We start from the raw sequence: 14,200 nt of genomic DNA on the forward strand, positions 1-14,200 counted from the left end.
TAACCCCAATTATAGCAAAAGAGAGAGTCGATGCTTATTACTAATGCCGTGATTTGTGATGTTAATGGTGAACGAAGAGAAGACGTTCTAATAGAAGAGGGGAAGGTCGTTGCTATCGGCAGCGGCTTGAAAAGCGACGAGGTGATCGATGCCGAGGGGGCCTATCTGCTTCCCGGCCTGGTTGACACCAACGTCCGCCTTAAAGATGCGCAGCTAAATGCCTCGACACTTGAAAAGGTGGCGAAAGAGGCACAGCAGGGCGGTGTCACGCGTCTTGTATTGGCACCGGATTGTACCCCGAGCATTAATGACAGCATTGTCCTGGAGTTTGTTCAGGCCCATCAAAAACGCGAAGGGCGTGTGGATCTGATGAGCACCATCGCGACGGTTGATGAGAACGAACGTCTCAGCAATATCGCCATCCTTCTGAAAAACGGGGCGATGGCACCCTATATGACAACGGCGGTCAGCAACAACACCGCCTGCCGCATCGCGGAATATGTAAAGATGCACAAGACAACACTTTTCTGCAAGGCACAGGACACCAGCCTCTCTTCTGTCGGGGTGATGGTCGAAGGTGCGGTGGCGACAAAACTCGGCCTTGTCGGCATCCCTCCCTTCGGCGAAGTGGTGCATGTGGCGCGTATGATCGAGATCGCCCGTAACTTCGAGATCAGCATCGTCTTTAAAAGCATTGCGTCACCGCGCTCTATTGCGCTGATCTCCAAAGCCAAAGAGGAGGGGGTGAACGTCTCCTGTGAAGTAAGTCTGCACCACCTCATGCACTGCGACGAAGCGTGCATGGATTTCAATACAACAGCCAAGCTCAATCCGCCCCTTGTTCAAAAAGAGGCGATGCTGGCGCTGCAGGAAGCACTGAAAGCGGGCAAGATAGAGAGCCTGACACTCCTGCATCAGCCCAATTCTCCTGTGAACAAAGAGGTCGCTTTTGCCGAAGCTGCCTACGGGTGTGAAGCACTGGCAGATGCCTACAGCCTCTACTATACGAAGCTTGTCAAAAGCGGTCTGATCGATCTCCAGGAGCTTATCCGGCTCGCTGTGCAAAACCCGGCCAAATCCATCGGACAGGAAGCCGGAGAGATCCGTGTCGGTCAAAAAGCCGATCTTGTCCTTTTTGATCCAAAGGTGAGTTTTACGGTCGAAAACAGCCATTCGCTCTACCATGATGAGACGCTCTTCGGTGCGATTTCACCATTAAAGGTATAAAGATGCGTATGAAGCTTTTCGGAATGAAACGCGTTGCCTTGGCACTTCTATTCGCTTTGGAACTTTTTGCATCAACGCACTCTGCCAAAGTAGTGGAGACACTCAACAGCGGCGGGTACACCTATGTCAAAGTGCAGGAGGGGGGTGCATCATACTGGATAGCGATGACGCAGCGACCTGTTGAAACGGGTTCTACGATACAGTTCGATGAACAGGGATGGATGCAGAACTTTCACTCCAAGACACTCAACCGTACTTTCGACAGGATTCTTTTTGCCTCCGATCCGATGCCGAAAGAACAAGGCAGGCCTTCTCTTCAACCCGACATTATGGAGTCGGCGTACAAGCAGCCGGGGACGATCACCGTGGCGGAACTCTTTGCGAACCGTGAACGTTATGCCGGCGAAAAAGTGCGTGTCCGCGGTCGGGTGACCAAGACGTCGGCGCAGATCATGAAACGCAACTGGCTGCACCTTCAGGATGGAAGCCGTTTCCAAAATGCGGATGACCTTGTCTTTACCTCGGAAGGCATCTTGCCAAAAGAGGGGGAGATTATTGTTGCTGAAGGGATCGTCGCTGAAGACAAAGACTTCGGTTATGGCTATTTCTATCCGGTGATCGTTGAGAACGCGACATTTACGGGTGCTTTAAAACCTTAGATCATGCAGGCTATTACATGGAAGACCCTTCTCGAGGAAGCGAAGCCTTATCGTTTTAAGATAATCTTGGCGCAATTTGTCGCGCTTTTCGCCGTTTTGGTCTCCCTGCCTGTTCCGCTTCTTTTTCCGCTGCTCATCGATCAGATCATCCTGAACAAGCCGGCGGAGCTGGTCGCCGCGATCAAGTTCCTGTTCGACCCGAGCCAGCCCTACTACTACATCCTGATCGTGCTCGGCGTCACTCTGGGTCTGCGTCTGCTCTATCTGCTGCTCAACGTCATACAGCTGCGTCTTTTTATCGGGCTCTCAAAAGCTATTATCTACACCATCCGTAAACGGCTTCTGAGTCATTTGGAAAAAGTATCGGTTGCCGAGTATGAGGCGCTCGGCGGCGGGGGCGTGAGCGCCAAGATGGTGACCGATATCGACACGATCGATGCTTTCATCGGCGTCAGCATCTCCAAGTTCGCCGTGTCGCTCTTCTCGCTCACCGGTATTGCGGTTATTTTGCTTTATATCAACTGGAAGCTGGGGTTGATCATCCTGCTGATCAACCCGCTGGTTCTGGGGCTTACGGTTTATCTTGGGCGCCGTGTCCGAAAGCTCAAAGCGACGGAGAACCAGAAAGTGGAGCACTTTCAGAATGATCTGAGCGAGACGCTGGATCTCTTCGTGCAGATCCGGGCCTTTAACCAGGAGAAACACTACATCAAAAAGATGATCGCCAATGCGAAAGCGATCAAAGAGGCCTCGACCGCGTTCGGCTGGAAAAGCGAGGCGGCAGGGCAGCTTTCGGGTTTCGTCTTTTTGTCAGGCTTTGAGTTCTTTCGTGCCACCGCAATGCTGATGGTGCTGTTTTCGAACCTCTCTCTTGGCGAGATGTTCGCGGTACTGGGCTACCTCTGGTTTATGGTGACGCCGCTGCAGGACTTTTTGCAGATCATCTTCTCGTATCAAAATGCCAACAGCGCACTGGAACGTCTTAATAAACTGCTGGCTTTGAAACAGGAACCGCAGTTTGCGCATCTTCACAACCCTTTCAAAGAGCGTGAGACCAACACGCTTAGGCTGGAGAATGTCTCTTTCTCGTACGGCGAAAAAGAGGTGCTGCATGATATCTCCATGGAGATACCGAAAGGCAAAACGGTGGCGCTCCTGGGCTCCAGTGGAAGCGGCAAAAGCACCCTGGCACAGATCATCCTGGGGCTCTACGCCAACGAGAAGGGGAAAGTCTATGTCGATGATATCCCTATTGACGAGATAGGCCTGGACCAGCTCCGCGAGCACATCGCCCTTGTCCTGCAGTCGCCGCGCATGTTCAACGATACGCTGAGGAACAATCTCACCCTGGGCAGAGAGGTAGAGGAGAAGAGGCTCTATGAGGCGATCAGCATCGCACAGCTTGACACGGTTCTTGAAAAACTGAACAAGGGGCTCGATACGATGATCGGTAAAGAGGGCGTCCGCCTCTCCGGCGGGGAGCGCCAGCGTCTGGCGATCGCAAGAATGCTGGTCCATCGGCCGAATCTCGTCATTCTGGATGAATCGACCTCGGCGCTCGATGTTCATACCGAAAAAAATCTCTTTACCTCGCTGTGTGATTTTCTGGAGGGCAAAAGCATGCTGATCATTGCCCACCGCCTCAGCAGCGTGGAACACGCGGATTACATCTATGTTCTGAACGAGGGGCGCATTGTCGAGTCGGGGACCCCGAAAGAGCTGCTCGCCGAGAAGGGGCATTACCATCAATTCGTCAAAGAACAGCGGTGAACTCCTCTTTCAGCCCGATGAAGGGGTTCTCCAATGCCCACCTCCAGACGGTTCTGCCCTCCCTGTTGAACAGAAAAAGAGAAGCACGTTTTGTCCATGAAGTCTTCGAGCTTGCGGACGGCGACTTCCTCGACCTGGCCTGGCATCAGCTGCCGTCGCTAGATATTCGTCCTCTGATCGTCATCTTTCACGGGCTGGCGGGTTCGGTCCGTTCGCCTTACGCCTTCAGGATGATGGAAGCGCTCGATCGAAGCGGTTTTAATTCGGTCGTGATGCATTTTCGGGGCTGTTTCAAGGAGCCCAACCGTTTAGCGCGGGCCTATCACAGCGGTGAGACGGGGGATGCCAAAGCGTTTCTGGGCTACCTTGTCAGAGCGTACCCCGGTCGGAAAATCGGTGCTGTCGGCTATTCGCTCGGCGGCAATATGCTGATCAAACTTCAGGGCGAACTCGGCGACGCATCGCCTCTTTTTGCGGCCGTCAGCGTCTCGGCGCCGATCCGTCTGGAACAGACGGCCGATTTTATGAACAGGGGAGTGTCGCGTTTTTACCAAAAACTGTTGGTGGATGATCTTAAAAAGAGCCTGCTTCAAAAGTTTGATCGGCATGACTATGCGAAACTTATCGGGTTGAAAAAAGAGGATGTCTACCATATAAAGAGCTTTTGGGAATACGACGATCTCTTTACCGGCCCCATTCACGGTTTCAACGGCGCTGCAGAGTACTATGAAAAGTCGAGCGGATATGATTACCTCTTCAAGATTGCAAAAAAGACTCTGGTCATCCACGCTCTGGATGATCCGTTTATGCCGCCGAGTGTATTGCCGAATGAGAGCGCTTTACCGCCAGAGATAGTGATGGAAGTGAGCCGTAATGGCGGTCATGTCGGATTTGTCGGAGGGAGTATCGGGAGGCCCTTATTTTGGCTTGAAAAGCGCATACCCGACTTTTTTGGTAACCATTTGTTAGATTGAACGCCCTTTATAGGGTCCTGTAAGACGTCTATCAAAGAAATATGTCTATAATCTTTCCATTAAGAAAGAAAAGCACTTATCAAAGATATCTGTTCTCTATAGTAAAGGATTAAATTGAAATATATCTATCCGGTTTTCGTGCTGGTACTATCGATTTTATTTATGATGTCAGACGGCGGTTTTTATGAATTGAATACCGATATAGATTATTTCGGTCTTGCGCTGTATGGCAGCATTACGATCATTATGCTGCTCGCTCTTTTTATCGTGCAGAAGATCATAGATGTTGAAGAGGTCTATTACTATCTGATGGCCGGCTTTACGTTTGTCTATGTCTCCCTTTTTATGAGTACGATGGAGAAGGTTTATGCCTACCCCGTTTCAGAGGTAACCACCCTCGAAGATCTTTTCCGTCTGGTCGGCTTCGGTTTTGTTATCGTGGCGATTATCAAATGGATCAAATATAACGAAGATGTTAAGAAAAAACTGATCGAGCTGGCAAGCATTGATGATCTGACCGGTGTCATGAACCGACGGGTCTTTGATATTGAGCTCAAACGTGAGTTTGCCAATGCCAAACGTTACAGGAAGGATCTCTCTTTGATCACGATCGATCTGGATAATTTCAAAGAGATCAATGACAAGCATGGCCATTTTTTCGGCGACCTGGTATTGAAAATGTTTACAAAAGAGGTCGCCTCCCTTCTGCGCGAAGGGGATATTTTCAGCCGTTGGGGCGGGGACGAGTTTATCGTGCTTTTACCCCAAACCGGCAAGAAAGGTGCTCTGAAAGTAGCGGAGAAGATCCGTTATGCCGTGAAAAATATTCATATCAGGACGGACCATACCAATATCTATTTCACCGTTAGTCTGGGTGTCAGCGGATATGAAAGCGACGACAAAGATGCAATGTTGATTATGGAACGTGCGGACAAGGCCCTTTATGATGCAAAAAAAGCGGGGCGTGATAAAAGCGTCCTGCTTTAGCAGGACGTTAAAGAACAGTCTTAAAAAACGTTGGCGTTTCTGAACTCGGAGATCTCCGACTCTACCATCTCGTTGATCATGATCGTATAGATCTCTTCAAGCAGGTTCGGTGACATACCGAGTGTCAAGGCTTTGTGGCGTATCTTGGTCATCACCTCGTCGATGCGTTTGGGATCTTTGACCTCTTCCACCGTATTTTTGAATTTTGCCGCCTGCTTGATATAGCTGTTGCGGGCACCGATAAGCTCCACGATCTGGTCGTCGAGTTTATCGATCTCGGTACGTACTTCCTGTAACGTATGACATGTTTTTAATTCCATTCTGGTTACCTTGATAGTTCTATATTTATTTTTTATAATAGCTCCTCTTTACTTGAGAAGAGCTAAGAAAAAAGAGGAGTGGATGAGATGAAAGCGACGTTTTCACCTGGCAGGTATGATCTGCGCACTTCCTTCCAGAAGTACAACGACCGTCTCATTCTCCTGGATGGTCTTGGCAATAGATATCTTGGCGTCGTCTGACGTTTTGACAAGCTGATCTCCGCGGTAGACGCGATAGCTTTTGCCGGGCTCCATCTCTATTGCAACGGTGTCTGCACGGGTTTTTGTCTCATCCGTTGCCTCGCCGCAGCCGATGAAAAGCAGGGTTAAAAGCAGATAGGCATAATTCATATGATCTCCTAAAATGTAATACCGCTGTCGGGTACGGTCGTGATGATCTCAATCGTCTCATTCGTCTCGGTGGTCGCGATGATGTTCTCTTCGCCCACAAGATCATAGAAGTAGGCCAGGATAACATCTTTCAGATAGCGTAGAAAACTATCCCACCAGCTTTCCTGCCCTTCTGGCAGTGTTGCTGCAGCACCCGTATCGAGAGCAAAGGTATCACAGCGTTTGTCATCAACACCGTCAGGAAAAGGGTTTTCGGCACAGGAGACGAAAGGGTAGCCGTCGGCAAGAACGGCCGTTTGATGAATGACTCCGGGCGTCTCCAGCCCCAGGGAGAGCGGCCCTTTAAAGATCTTGTTGAAGACGCCGAAGCGAAGGTCTTGGGATTCAAAAAGTTTAAACCCGTGCAGATCGTCGTTAGGGTAGCCGTAAAAATGGGCTGTGGTGTCATCAAAACCTTCTCTGCGGGGATAGGGCGGGGCCTGGAACAACCACTGATGGTTACCGTCGATGGTCTTGGTGCTGTTGAAAAGAATGTTGAAGGGTTCGTCCGCCGAGGCGACGAACCGGTAGCCTGCTGCGATACCGGCACGGTTGATAAGTTCATTCAACTGTTGCGCATCAAGAAGGGTCAGTTTGCTCAATACCACCGCATTATAGAGGACATGGTACATCTGCGGGTTAAGCTCGCCGTTCATGTTCAGCGCCATCTCGATTTTGACCCGCTGCGCAATATCGTCGATCAGCAGAAGGTGCTTCTCGCTCTGATCGAGGCCGAACTGTTCATTCAGAGAGGCTTCGCTCACCGCCTGCTCCCTTACCGTTACGATCTCCAATGCGGCCACACCGACAAGATCGACGATCTCGGCACCAAGTCCGGCTGAGAGGGTCTTGACCTCGCTTTTAAGTCCGGAGAGAAGTGTGAAGTTGGTCTTCTCCTCTACATCGTCCAGAAAGGCAAGTTCTGAGGAGATCTGACCGGAGACGGCACAGCCGTTTTCAACAGCCCTGGCGCCGATTGTCGTCGGGTCTGTAAACGAGGTGCCGTAACAGGTGATCCACTCCGAGAGCTCGGAGTAGGTGTCGCTCTCAAGCTCCATAAATCCGCGGTTCATTCGTGAACTCGTCTTGATGTACGCATCAACGGCATGGTCGACCTGCTTCAGCCACGCGTCTTTGAAACTATAACCACTGAGAGTGAATTGCGCTTTTATGCTGTTGAGATCCTCAAGCTTTTGGCTGAGGAAGGTCTGTTGCTGGCAGGCCTCATCCTGAGAGGTGAAAATGGAGAAGAGGTACTTCCCCGGGTACCAGTCGCTGCTGCACTCCTGTTGGGCAAGCGCCAGATCATCGGCGAGCGTTGTCTCGGTGTCATCATCATCGAGTTGTGCGATCTTCTGGCGGAATTCGTACATCTTGGCAAGGTAGTTGGCCGTGCCTGAAAGGGCATACTGCGCTGCAACCTCTTCGTTCATCAAAAGCGTCTCTTTGATGAAGCCGACCGGGAGCTCGTCGTCAACGGCGACAAGCGCATGGGCCTCTCCGATCGTCTCGCCCTGCACGTTTTTAAAGGGAGGCAGCCTGTCGCTGATAAACTTCTCCAGGAAGATATGCCGTTTTTCCACGTCGGTCTCGCCATCGTTCATGTCAAAGATGTCGCCGGAGTACATGTTGACATAGGTGTGGGCAAAAACATCCGCCGCACCGTGGGCCAGATAACCGTAGGCAAAAGCTCTTTCCTGCGGTGTCTGTGCGTGCTGAAGCACCCATTTGAACCAGGTGTCGCTCTTCCAGCCCTGAACTAATGTTGCCGTATCGTCATCAATGTAGCCCTCTTCAAGACCGGGGTGGACCGTGACCTGTCCGCCGATGACATCGGGGAAGCCGTCCGGGCCGATATTGGCCATACGGTAGATGCGTCTGTTCTGCAAGATGGCATCGGAGAGTGCCGGATCCACATCGAACTCGCCGAAGGGTGCGATAGTGATCTTGCCGTCGTCGGCAAGATCGTTGAGTACCTCCTGGGCTATCCAGACATGGGTGCGGGTGTCAAAGGCGAAAAGCGAAGCCGTGAAACAGATGATCGGTAGCAGTATCTTATGCAAAAACAGGCCTTCTGTAAAATAATAAAATATTATAGTTATAGGAAGCTGTCAGCGTAATAAAATTGTGATATTTAATGTTTTTTAGATCTTCTGTAGTTGATTTTCTGCGCTTCAAGACGCCGGATGCCTGCAGTGAAAGCCCGGCGTTTAAACTCTCTCCAGTCGCGTCTTTTTTCATCGCTCCAGCCGATTTCCGCAAGGGCAAAGATGCGGGGCCATGCAAGGTAGTCCGCAATGCTCTCGTTCAGCGCCGTCTCGGACCAGAGGCAGCCGTGAACCCCCTGAACAAACGAGGCCTGTCCGGGCGGCAATGTTGCGGGGAGCGGTCTGTAGGCGTAGGCATCTTTTGTATCGGTCGGACCGGCCCAGGTATGGCCGGGTTCGCCTTTTTTTCTGACATACTGCTGATCGAAGTAGAGATGCTGTGCCGGTGCCATCACCACGTTTCGGCGGTTCTTTGCCGCTTTGATGCCGGCACCGTCACCGCGCCACGCCATGATGATGGTATCGTCACGCAGCCCGCTGTGGGCTCCGACCTCCTGCCACGCGACCATCTTGCGCTCATACTTGGCCAGGATAGCATCCATGCGGCGGAAAAAATAGCCCTCCACCTCTCTGGTGTTTTTCAGCCCCTCTCTCTGCATCAGCCGGGCGACGGCGGGCGACTGCCGCCATGCCCCCTTCGGTATCTCGTCGCCGCCGAGGTGGATGTAGCCGAAGGGGAAAAGGGCGGCGACCTCCCTGATGACATTGTCGAGAAAGATGTAGCTGCTCTCAAGGCCTGCATCGATCGTGTTGTTGCTGATCTTCTGCACCGAGGTGTAGCGGCTCTTGTCATGCGGCTCCTGCAGAAGCTTTGGGTAGGCCGTTACAGCGGCCTTGGCATGGCCGGGGATGTCGATCTCGGGGAGGATGCGGACACTGCGTTTTTCGGCGTACGCCACGATCTCCCTGATGTCCTCCCGGGTGTAGTACCCCTCCTGAACTTCCTCTTTCGGGCCGCGCATCGCGGGGTAGAGAGAGAACGGCAGCTTGGTCCCCGGACCGCGCCGGGCGCCTATCCGCGTAAGCAGCGGGTACTTTTTGATCTCGATCCGCCACCCCTCGTCGTCGGTCAGGTGCCAGTGGAAGGTGTTGATCTTGTGCTGCGCCAGACGGTCGATGAACGTTTTGACATAGTCCTTGGAGAAAAAGTTGCGCGAACTGTCCAGCATCATGCCCCGCCATGCAAAGCGGGGCGCGTCCTCTATCGTGCAGGCGCTGAGAGGCCACACCTTTACGGGCAGATCCGTTTTTTCCTGAGCCCATATCGCCGGCGGAAGGAGCTGCATCAGGCTCATCATCGCATAGAAAAAGCCGGCTTCGCTCTCTGCCTCCAGGGTGACCCGTTCCGGGGTGACCTGAAGCCGGTAGGCCTCATTCCCGAGCCCGGTACTGTGTCTGAAGAGCAGGGTGCTTTCTTCGGCTTTCGCTGCTTTGCCGAGGGTAAAGCCGGCGTTGAGAGAGAGCTGCTTCTGCAGGTAGTCGAGGGAATTTTCTGCGAGGGGCGTCTCTAAGAAGAAACGCGTCTCTTTTGTCAGAAGAAATGCGCCGTCCCCTTTTTGCAGGTGCATCGGCCTTGGAATGATGGTGTCGACGGCTGCCGGGGCAGATGCGGACAAGAGCCATAACAGAAGGAAAATCGCAACAGAAGCTTTCATAGGGAGATTGTAGCATTTTACCCGGCAGAGAGGAACCGTGCGTTGCAGGGTTTTATTGGAACCGCTCTCTAAAAGTGTTATACTAGATCATGAAAAATCGACTTTTTTTGGCACTGCCGGCAATACTGGACGACTACGAAGCGATACAGAACGATTTCGCAGAGGCCCTCGAGGGGCGCTGGGTCCCGCCCGCAAACCTCCATCTGACGCTCAGCTTTTTCGGCAGGGTGGACGATCCGGAAGCGTTGGAAGAGAAGCTCTCTTCTCTGAAGATGACGCTTACCCCTTCGATCATCGGCGGGATGGGCTGTTTTGTCCGAAAGAAGATCCTCTTTGCCACTGTGGAGAACCCCTCCCTGGAGGCGCTCTACGAAGAGGTGAACACCTTTTTCGAGCTGCCGGTGAGGCGGCCTTTTGTCGGGCATGTGACGCTGATGCGGTTCAAAAGGATCGTCGACGAGGCGAAGTTCGATGAGGCGCTGGAAGGCTACCGCGACTGCAGGATCGGCGTTCTGGGCGCGCACCCCCTGCTGATGCAGAGCACGCTGCAACCCGAGGGCGCAAAATACAGCGAGATCAGGAGGTATTAGGATGGTCATCTGCAGCTGCACACTTCATCTGGACCTCTACGACGTCAGTTCGTTAAAAGGGCGCCGCAGCGTGCTGAATAAGTTCAAGGAGAAGTTGAAGACCTTCAACGTGTCGGTGATGGATATCAGCGGCGAGTATGCCAGAGAGGCTGACATCGCCTTTGTGTTTTTGTCGCCGAGTGCACTCGAATCTGCACGCTACCGCGACAGGATAGAAAACGCGCTTGTGAGTCTCTTTCCCGAATACACGATAGAGATCGATCATGAAGAGCTGTAGAGGCTCCCTTCGAAGCAGAGCATGGAGCCGCTGTGTATAAGGCCGCTTCTCATTGCGAAAGCATCTCTTCAAAATAGATATCGGCATTCTGATAGGTCTTGCCGGTATGGTCTTTGAAAATAAGGTGCTTTCTGTTCAGCGACCCGAGTGAGCTCAGCCCCGCAACGGCCAGCAGCCCGCGGATACCGCTGAGCAGCTGCGCATGATAGGAGGCGACATTCTCTGCTTTCTGCTCGACCAGGAACGAGGCCCGTTTCGAGCGGTCCTGGGTTGCGAGTCCTACGGGGCAGTGGCGTCCGTGCGCCCCGGAACACTCCCTGGCCCGGATGCAGCCGGCGCTCATCATAAAGGCGCGGGCGATCGCGATGTAATCGGCACCGATGCCGAAAAGGACAATGGCATCGTCCGGTGTCAGCACCTTCTCGCTGGCGATCAATTTGACCCTCTCTCTGACACCTGCCTCTTTGAGTGTGTTGTCCGCGATGTAGAGGGCTTTTGCAATGGTCATGCCCACGCTCATCATCATCTCGAGCGGTGCCGCACCGCTGCCGCCGTCGGCACCGTCAATGGTGATGAAGTCGGGGTAGGCGCGGGAACCCTCTTTGATGCGCTGTGCGATCAACGCGGCGTATTCGTCAAAGTTCTCTTTTGAGGAGATGACGATCTTGACGCCGACGGGTTTGTCGCTGAGGGATTTCAGGCGCCCTATGAAATCGAAGAGCTCCTCAAGGTCGTGCGCAAAGGGGAACTGGTTGGGGCTGAAGAGGTCCTGGTGCGGTGCGACCCCGCGATAGTAGGCGATGGCGTGGCTCACCTTGTCCGCCAGAAGTTTGCCGCCTGTCTGTTTGGCCCCCTGGGCCATCTTGATCTCTGTCATTTTGGCAAAACGCATTACCTTCTGGTAACGAAGCGCATCGAACTTCCCTTCATGATCGCGTACGCCGTAGAGTCCGCTGCCCATCTGAAAGATGATGTCGGGCAGATCGTCGGGGACACTCTCGGGAAAGGCGCCGAGAGGGGCCTGCCAGTCGATACGGAAACAGAGCAGGGCCGCTTCGTCGAAAAGATAGGCGTCCTCGTCGGGCGAATCGATGACCATATGGCGGTAGACACGCTGGGCAGCAGAAGGGTTCAGCAGGAACTTTATGAGCCGGTAGACCGTTTTTGCAAATATCGTCCCCTCTTTGACCTCAAGGTAGCGGCGGTTCTCCTCTTTAAAGGCATGGGTATAGAAAAAGTTGGAGGTGAGACTGCCTTCCCCGGTATTGATGGGGAACTGCCCCAAAAATGCGCCTTTGGAAAAAGCCCGCGTCCCCTCGGGGGAGATGGCGCCGTCACTCATGCCACTGCGCCCAAAGACCGAGCGGGTCGTAAAAGGGTATTTGAGGCCGCTGCCGAAGGTAACGGAAAAGTGGTCGCTGACATCGTTCGTATTTAAAACACAGTTCGCGTTTTTTATCGAGAGGCGTGCCGAGCTCTGCGGCTGCCCGGGGGAGAAGGAGGCGTAGGCCGAGCGGCGTTCGGCCGCATCATAGACCCATTTAACCTTGTCAAAGGATTCGTAAAACTTCTCATCGCCAAAATACTGGCGCATCGGGTCGCGCAGCAGGTAGAAAAAATAGCGCATACGGCCGATCAGGGGAAAGTTAATGAGCAGCTGGTCATGGCGCTGAAAAAAACGGTCGTAGACCAGTGTCAACAGGGCCATGACCAGCAGGACGACAGCGACCGCCTTGAGCAGAAACATCAGGATCGGAAAGTCGTAGCTGTTAAAAGAGGCAGCAAAATTACGCAGGGCTTCCATGGTCACTTCTTGTCAAAAAAGAGACGATCGAGACTGAACCGTCCGGCACCCTGTGAAAAGAAGATGAACAGAAAGAGCATAAAGTACAGGGGGATCTCAAAACCGTTGTTGCCTGCCGAAAAGCCGTTGTGCAGGTGTACGGTAAAGATGGCAACGATCATGACGATGATGAGCGGAATCGAGATAAAACGGGTAAAGAGCCCCAATATGAGCAGGACAACGCCGGCGGTCTCCATGGAGGCGGCAAGGTAGGCACTGAGCAGCGGAAAAGGGATACCCATGGAACCGAACCATTCGGCTACGGCATCCAGGTCGTTCCATTTCATCATGGCGGGATCATAAAACCCGTAGGCTATCGCAAATCGTGCGAACAGAAGCGTAAGCGAATGGGTGTATTCGCTCAGACGCGAAAACTCACGGTAAAACTGGATAAGACGCATGGTTGCTCCTTACATATCGTGTATTCAAGTATAACCAGTTTTAATAGCATATGTATGTGATGCGGGCACATTCGGTCGGATCATAGTAAGCCATGAGGGTAGGATGAATGCCTGAAGGGACGATCGGCGGGAGTAGGGGTGGGCGAAAAAAAACGCCAGAAGGGCACGTTGCTTTACCCCTTCTTGACCACCATCTGGGTGTACTGGAACTGCTCCTCTTCGTATTCGGGATAGGCCGTGACGATCAGCTCGCCTCTGAGCTCCCATCCCTCGTTTAAATACTTGTGTATCTCGGCGACAAGATCATGTTTGACGTTGGAAATAAGTATGTCGACTTGCATAGGTCTCCTTTTTTGGTGTTTACTCTTCAGGGGTGTTGTACGCTCTGTCGCCGGCGTCGCCGAGCCCGGGAACGATGTACTTGTTCTCATTGAGGCGCTCGTCGACCTGTGCGATATAGATGTCAAGCTGCGGGTACTTCTGCTGTATGCGTTCCAGCCCTTCCGGCGCACCGATGATATTGAGCGAGGTGATCTGGCGTGCGCCCCTGTCTTTGAGCAGTTCCATCGCGTCGATCAGCGAACCGCCGGTCGCGACCATCGGGTCGACGAAGATCAGATGCTTGCCTTTGCAGTCGGGGACGCGGTCGTAGTAGAGTTTGGACTGGTGGGTGGTCTCGTCGCGTTTGATCGCGAGAAAACCCGCCTCTGCCTTAGGGAAGAGGTCCATCATCGCTTCGAGCATCGGCAGCCCGGCACGCAGGACGGTGACGATCAGGAGGTTGTTCTCGTCAAACTTCTTGTAGGTCTTTTCGCCTTCCCATGTCGGGAAGGTCTCGTTTTGGAGGGCATCTTCCTGAAGCGCCGCATCGGCGAGCAGGATGCTGAGTGTTTTTATTGTCTGTCTGAAGACCAGCGCATCAATACGGCTGTCGCGCAGCGTGTTGATCAGGTGGGTGCTTAGATGTGATTTGAGTTCATACAACATGCAGCTATTATA

At 52.9% G+C, this 14,200-nt stretch carries 15 protein-coding genes; 7 read left to right on the forward strand and 8 right to left on the reverse strand.

The genetic code is table 11. The features are described from left to right. Window positions 1–30: 30 nt before the first annotated feature. From WCY20_RS05485 to WCY20_RS05505, 5 genes are all read left to right on the forward strand, one after another. A complete protein-coding gene (locus WCY20_RS05485; RefSeq protein ID WP_345977638.1) occupies window positions 31–1,227 on the forward strand; it encodes an amidohydrolase family protein in 1,197 nt (398 codons plus the stop codon). A gap of 2 nt (window positions 1,228–1,229) precedes the next feature. After that, entirely contained in the window at window positions 1,230–1,886 is a 657-nt protein-coding gene (locus WCY20_RS05490; protein ID WP_345977640.1) for a hypothetical protein, read from the forward strand. A 3-nt stretch (window positions 1,887–1,889) separates the two neighbouring features. Further along, on the forward strand, window positions 1,890–3,656 hold the full coding sequence (locus WCY20_RS05495) for an ABC transporter ATP-binding protein (RefSeq protein WP_345977642.1): 1,767 nt from the start codon (window positions 1,890–1,892) through the stop codon (window positions 3,654–3,656). Next, entirely contained in the window at window positions 3,653–4,630 is a 978-nt protein-coding gene (locus tag WCY20_RS05500) for a hydrolase (RefSeq protein WP_345977644.1), read from the forward strand. The genes WCY20_RS05495 and WCY20_RS05500 overlap by 4 nt, the downstream gene beginning before the upstream one ends. A 114-nt stretch (window positions 4,631–4,744) precedes the next feature. Continuing rightward, on the forward strand, window positions 4,745–5,617 hold the full coding sequence (locus WCY20_RS05505) for a GGDEF domain-containing protein (protein ID WP_345977646.1): 873 nt from the start codon (window positions 4,745–4,747) through the stop codon (window positions 5,615–5,617). A gap of 20 nt (window positions 5,618–5,637) precedes the next feature. Here WCY20_RS05505 and WCY20_RS05510 read toward each other — a convergent pair whose 3' ends face one another. The 4 genes from WCY20_RS05510 to WCY20_RS05525 form a co-directional block, all read right to left on the reverse strand. After that, window positions 5,638–5,937 carry a chorismate mutase gene (locus WCY20_RS05510; protein WP_345977647.1) on the reverse strand — a complete coding sequence of 100 codons (300 nt, stop codon included), beginning with the start codon at window positions 5,935–5,937 and terminating at the stop codon, window positions 5,638–5,640. A 102-nt stretch (window positions 5,938–6,039) separates the two neighbouring features. Beyond that, window positions 6,040–6,288, reverse strand: a complete 249-nt coding sequence (locus tag WCY20_RS05515; RefSeq protein ID WP_345977649.1) for a hypothetical protein — start codon at window positions 6,286–6,288, stop codon at window positions 6,040–6,042. Window positions 6,289–6,296: 8 nt separating this feature from the next. Continuing rightward, window positions 6,297–8,390, reverse strand: coding sequence for a hypothetical protein (locus WCY20_RS05520; RefSeq protein WP_345977650.1), 2,094 nt, complete (start codon window positions 8,388–8,390; stop codon window positions 6,297–6,299). Between the two features lie 71 nt (window positions 8,391–8,461). After that, entirely contained in the window at window positions 8,462–10,090 is a 1,629-nt protein-coding gene (locus WCY20_RS05525; RefSeq protein ID WP_345977651.1) for a beta-N-acetylhexosaminidase, read from the reverse strand. A gap of 89 nt (window positions 10,091–10,179) precedes the next feature. Between WCY20_RS05525 and thpR the strand changes: the two genes are divergently transcribed. Together thpR and WCY20_RS05535 are read left to right on the forward strand one after the other, a co-directional pair. After that, on the forward strand, window positions 10,180–10,680 hold the full coding sequence (gene thpR, locus WCY20_RS05530) for an RNA 2',3'-cyclic phosphodiesterase (protein ID WP_345977653.1): 501 nt from the start codon (window positions 10,180–10,182) through the stop codon (window positions 10,678–10,680). A 1-nt stretch (window position 10,681) separates the two neighbouring features. Next, the gene (locus tag WCY20_RS05535; RefSeq protein WP_345977654.1) at window positions 10,682–10,957 is read left to right on the forward strand and encodes a DUF503 family protein; all 276 of its coding nucleotides are present in this window, start codon (window positions 10,682–10,684) and stop codon (window positions 10,955–10,957) included. Between the two features lie 49 nt (window positions 10,958–11,006). On the opposite strand, the gene WCY20_RS05540 is transcribed toward WCY20_RS05535, so the two are convergent. The 4 genes from WCY20_RS05540 to upp all read right to left on the reverse strand — a co-directional run bounded on the left by WCY20_RS05540 (window position 11,007) and on the right by upp (window position 14,188). Further along, on the reverse strand, window positions 11,007–12,761 hold the full coding sequence (locus WCY20_RS05540) for an FMN-binding glutamate synthase family protein (protein ID WP_345977656.1): 1,755 nt from the start codon (window positions 12,759–12,761) through the stop codon (window positions 11,007–11,009). A 2-nt stretch (window positions 12,762–12,763) separates the two neighbouring features. After that, complete coding sequence (locus tag WCY20_RS05545; RefSeq protein ID WP_345977658.1) at window positions 12,764–13,201, reverse strand: DoxX family protein; 438 nt, start codon at window positions 13,199–13,201, stop codon at window positions 12,764–12,766. 173 nt (window positions 13,202–13,374) lie between these two features. After that, a complete protein-coding gene (locus tag WCY20_RS05550; RefSeq protein WP_345977659.1) occupies window positions 13,375–13,542 on the reverse strand; it encodes a hypothetical protein in 168 nt (55 codons plus the stop codon). Between the two features lie 19 nt (window positions 13,543–13,561). Beyond that, window positions 13,562–14,188, reverse strand: coding sequence for a uracil phosphoribosyltransferase (gene upp, locus WCY20_RS05555; RefSeq protein WP_345977661.1), 627 nt, complete (start codon window positions 14,186–14,188; stop codon window positions 13,562–13,564). Window positions 14,189–14,200: the final 12 nt, after the last annotated feature.

This window comes from Sulfurimonas sp. HSL3-7, from assembly GCF_039645985.1.
Lineage (GTDB): Bacteria > Campylobacterota > Campylobacteria > Campylobacterales > Sulfurimonadaceae > Sulfonitrofixus > Sulfonitrofixus jiaomeiensis.

Excerpts from the sequence above, each read along its gene's own strand:
- WCY20_RS05485 (WP_345977638.1), top strand. The coding sequence starts at position 31 with ATGCTTATTACTAATGCCGTGATTTGTGATGTTAATGGTGAACGAAGA.
- WCY20_RS05490 (WP_345977640.1), top strand. The coding sequence starts at position 1,230 with ATGCGTATGAAGCTTTTCGGAATGAAACGCGTTGCCTTGGCACTTCTA.
- WCY20_RS05495 (WP_345977642.1), top strand. The coding sequence starts at position 1,890 with ATGCAGGCTATTACATGGAAGACCCTTCTCGAGGAAGCGAAGCCTTAT.
- WCY20_RS05510 (WP_345977647.1), bottom strand. The coding sequence starts at position 5,937 with ATGGAATTAAAAACATGTCATACGTTACAGGAAGTACGTACCGAGATC.
- WCY20_RS05515 (WP_345977649.1), bottom strand. The coding sequence starts at position 6,288 with ATGAATTATGCCTATCTGCTTTTAACCCTGCTTTTCATCGGCTGCGGC.
- WCY20_RS05525 (WP_345977651.1), bottom strand. The coding sequence starts at position 10,090 with ATGAAAGCTTCTGTTGCGATTTTCCTTCTGTTATGGCTCTTGTCCGCA.
- thpR (WP_345977653.1), top strand. The coding sequence starts at position 10,180 with ATGAAAAATCGACTTTTTTTGGCACTGCCGGCAATACTGGACGACTAC.
- WCY20_RS05535 (WP_345977654.1), top strand. The coding sequence starts at position 10,682 with ATGGTCATCTGCAGCTGCACACTTCATCTGGACCTCTACGACGTCAGT.
- WCY20_RS05540 (WP_345977656.1), bottom strand. The coding sequence starts at position 12,761 with ATGGAAGCCCTGCGTAATTTTGCTGCCTCTTTTAACAGCTACGACTTT.
- WCY20_RS05545 (WP_345977658.1), bottom strand. The coding sequence starts at position 13,201 with ATGCGTCTTATCCAGTTTTACCGTGAGTTTTCGCGTCTGAGCGAATAC.
- WCY20_RS05550 (WP_345977659.1), bottom strand. The coding sequence starts at position 13,542 with ATGCAAGTCGACATACTTATTTCCAACGTCAAACATGATCTTGTCGCC.
- upp (WP_345977661.1), bottom strand. The coding sequence starts at position 14,188 with ATGTTGTATGAACTCAAATCACATCTAAGCACCCACCTGATCAACACG.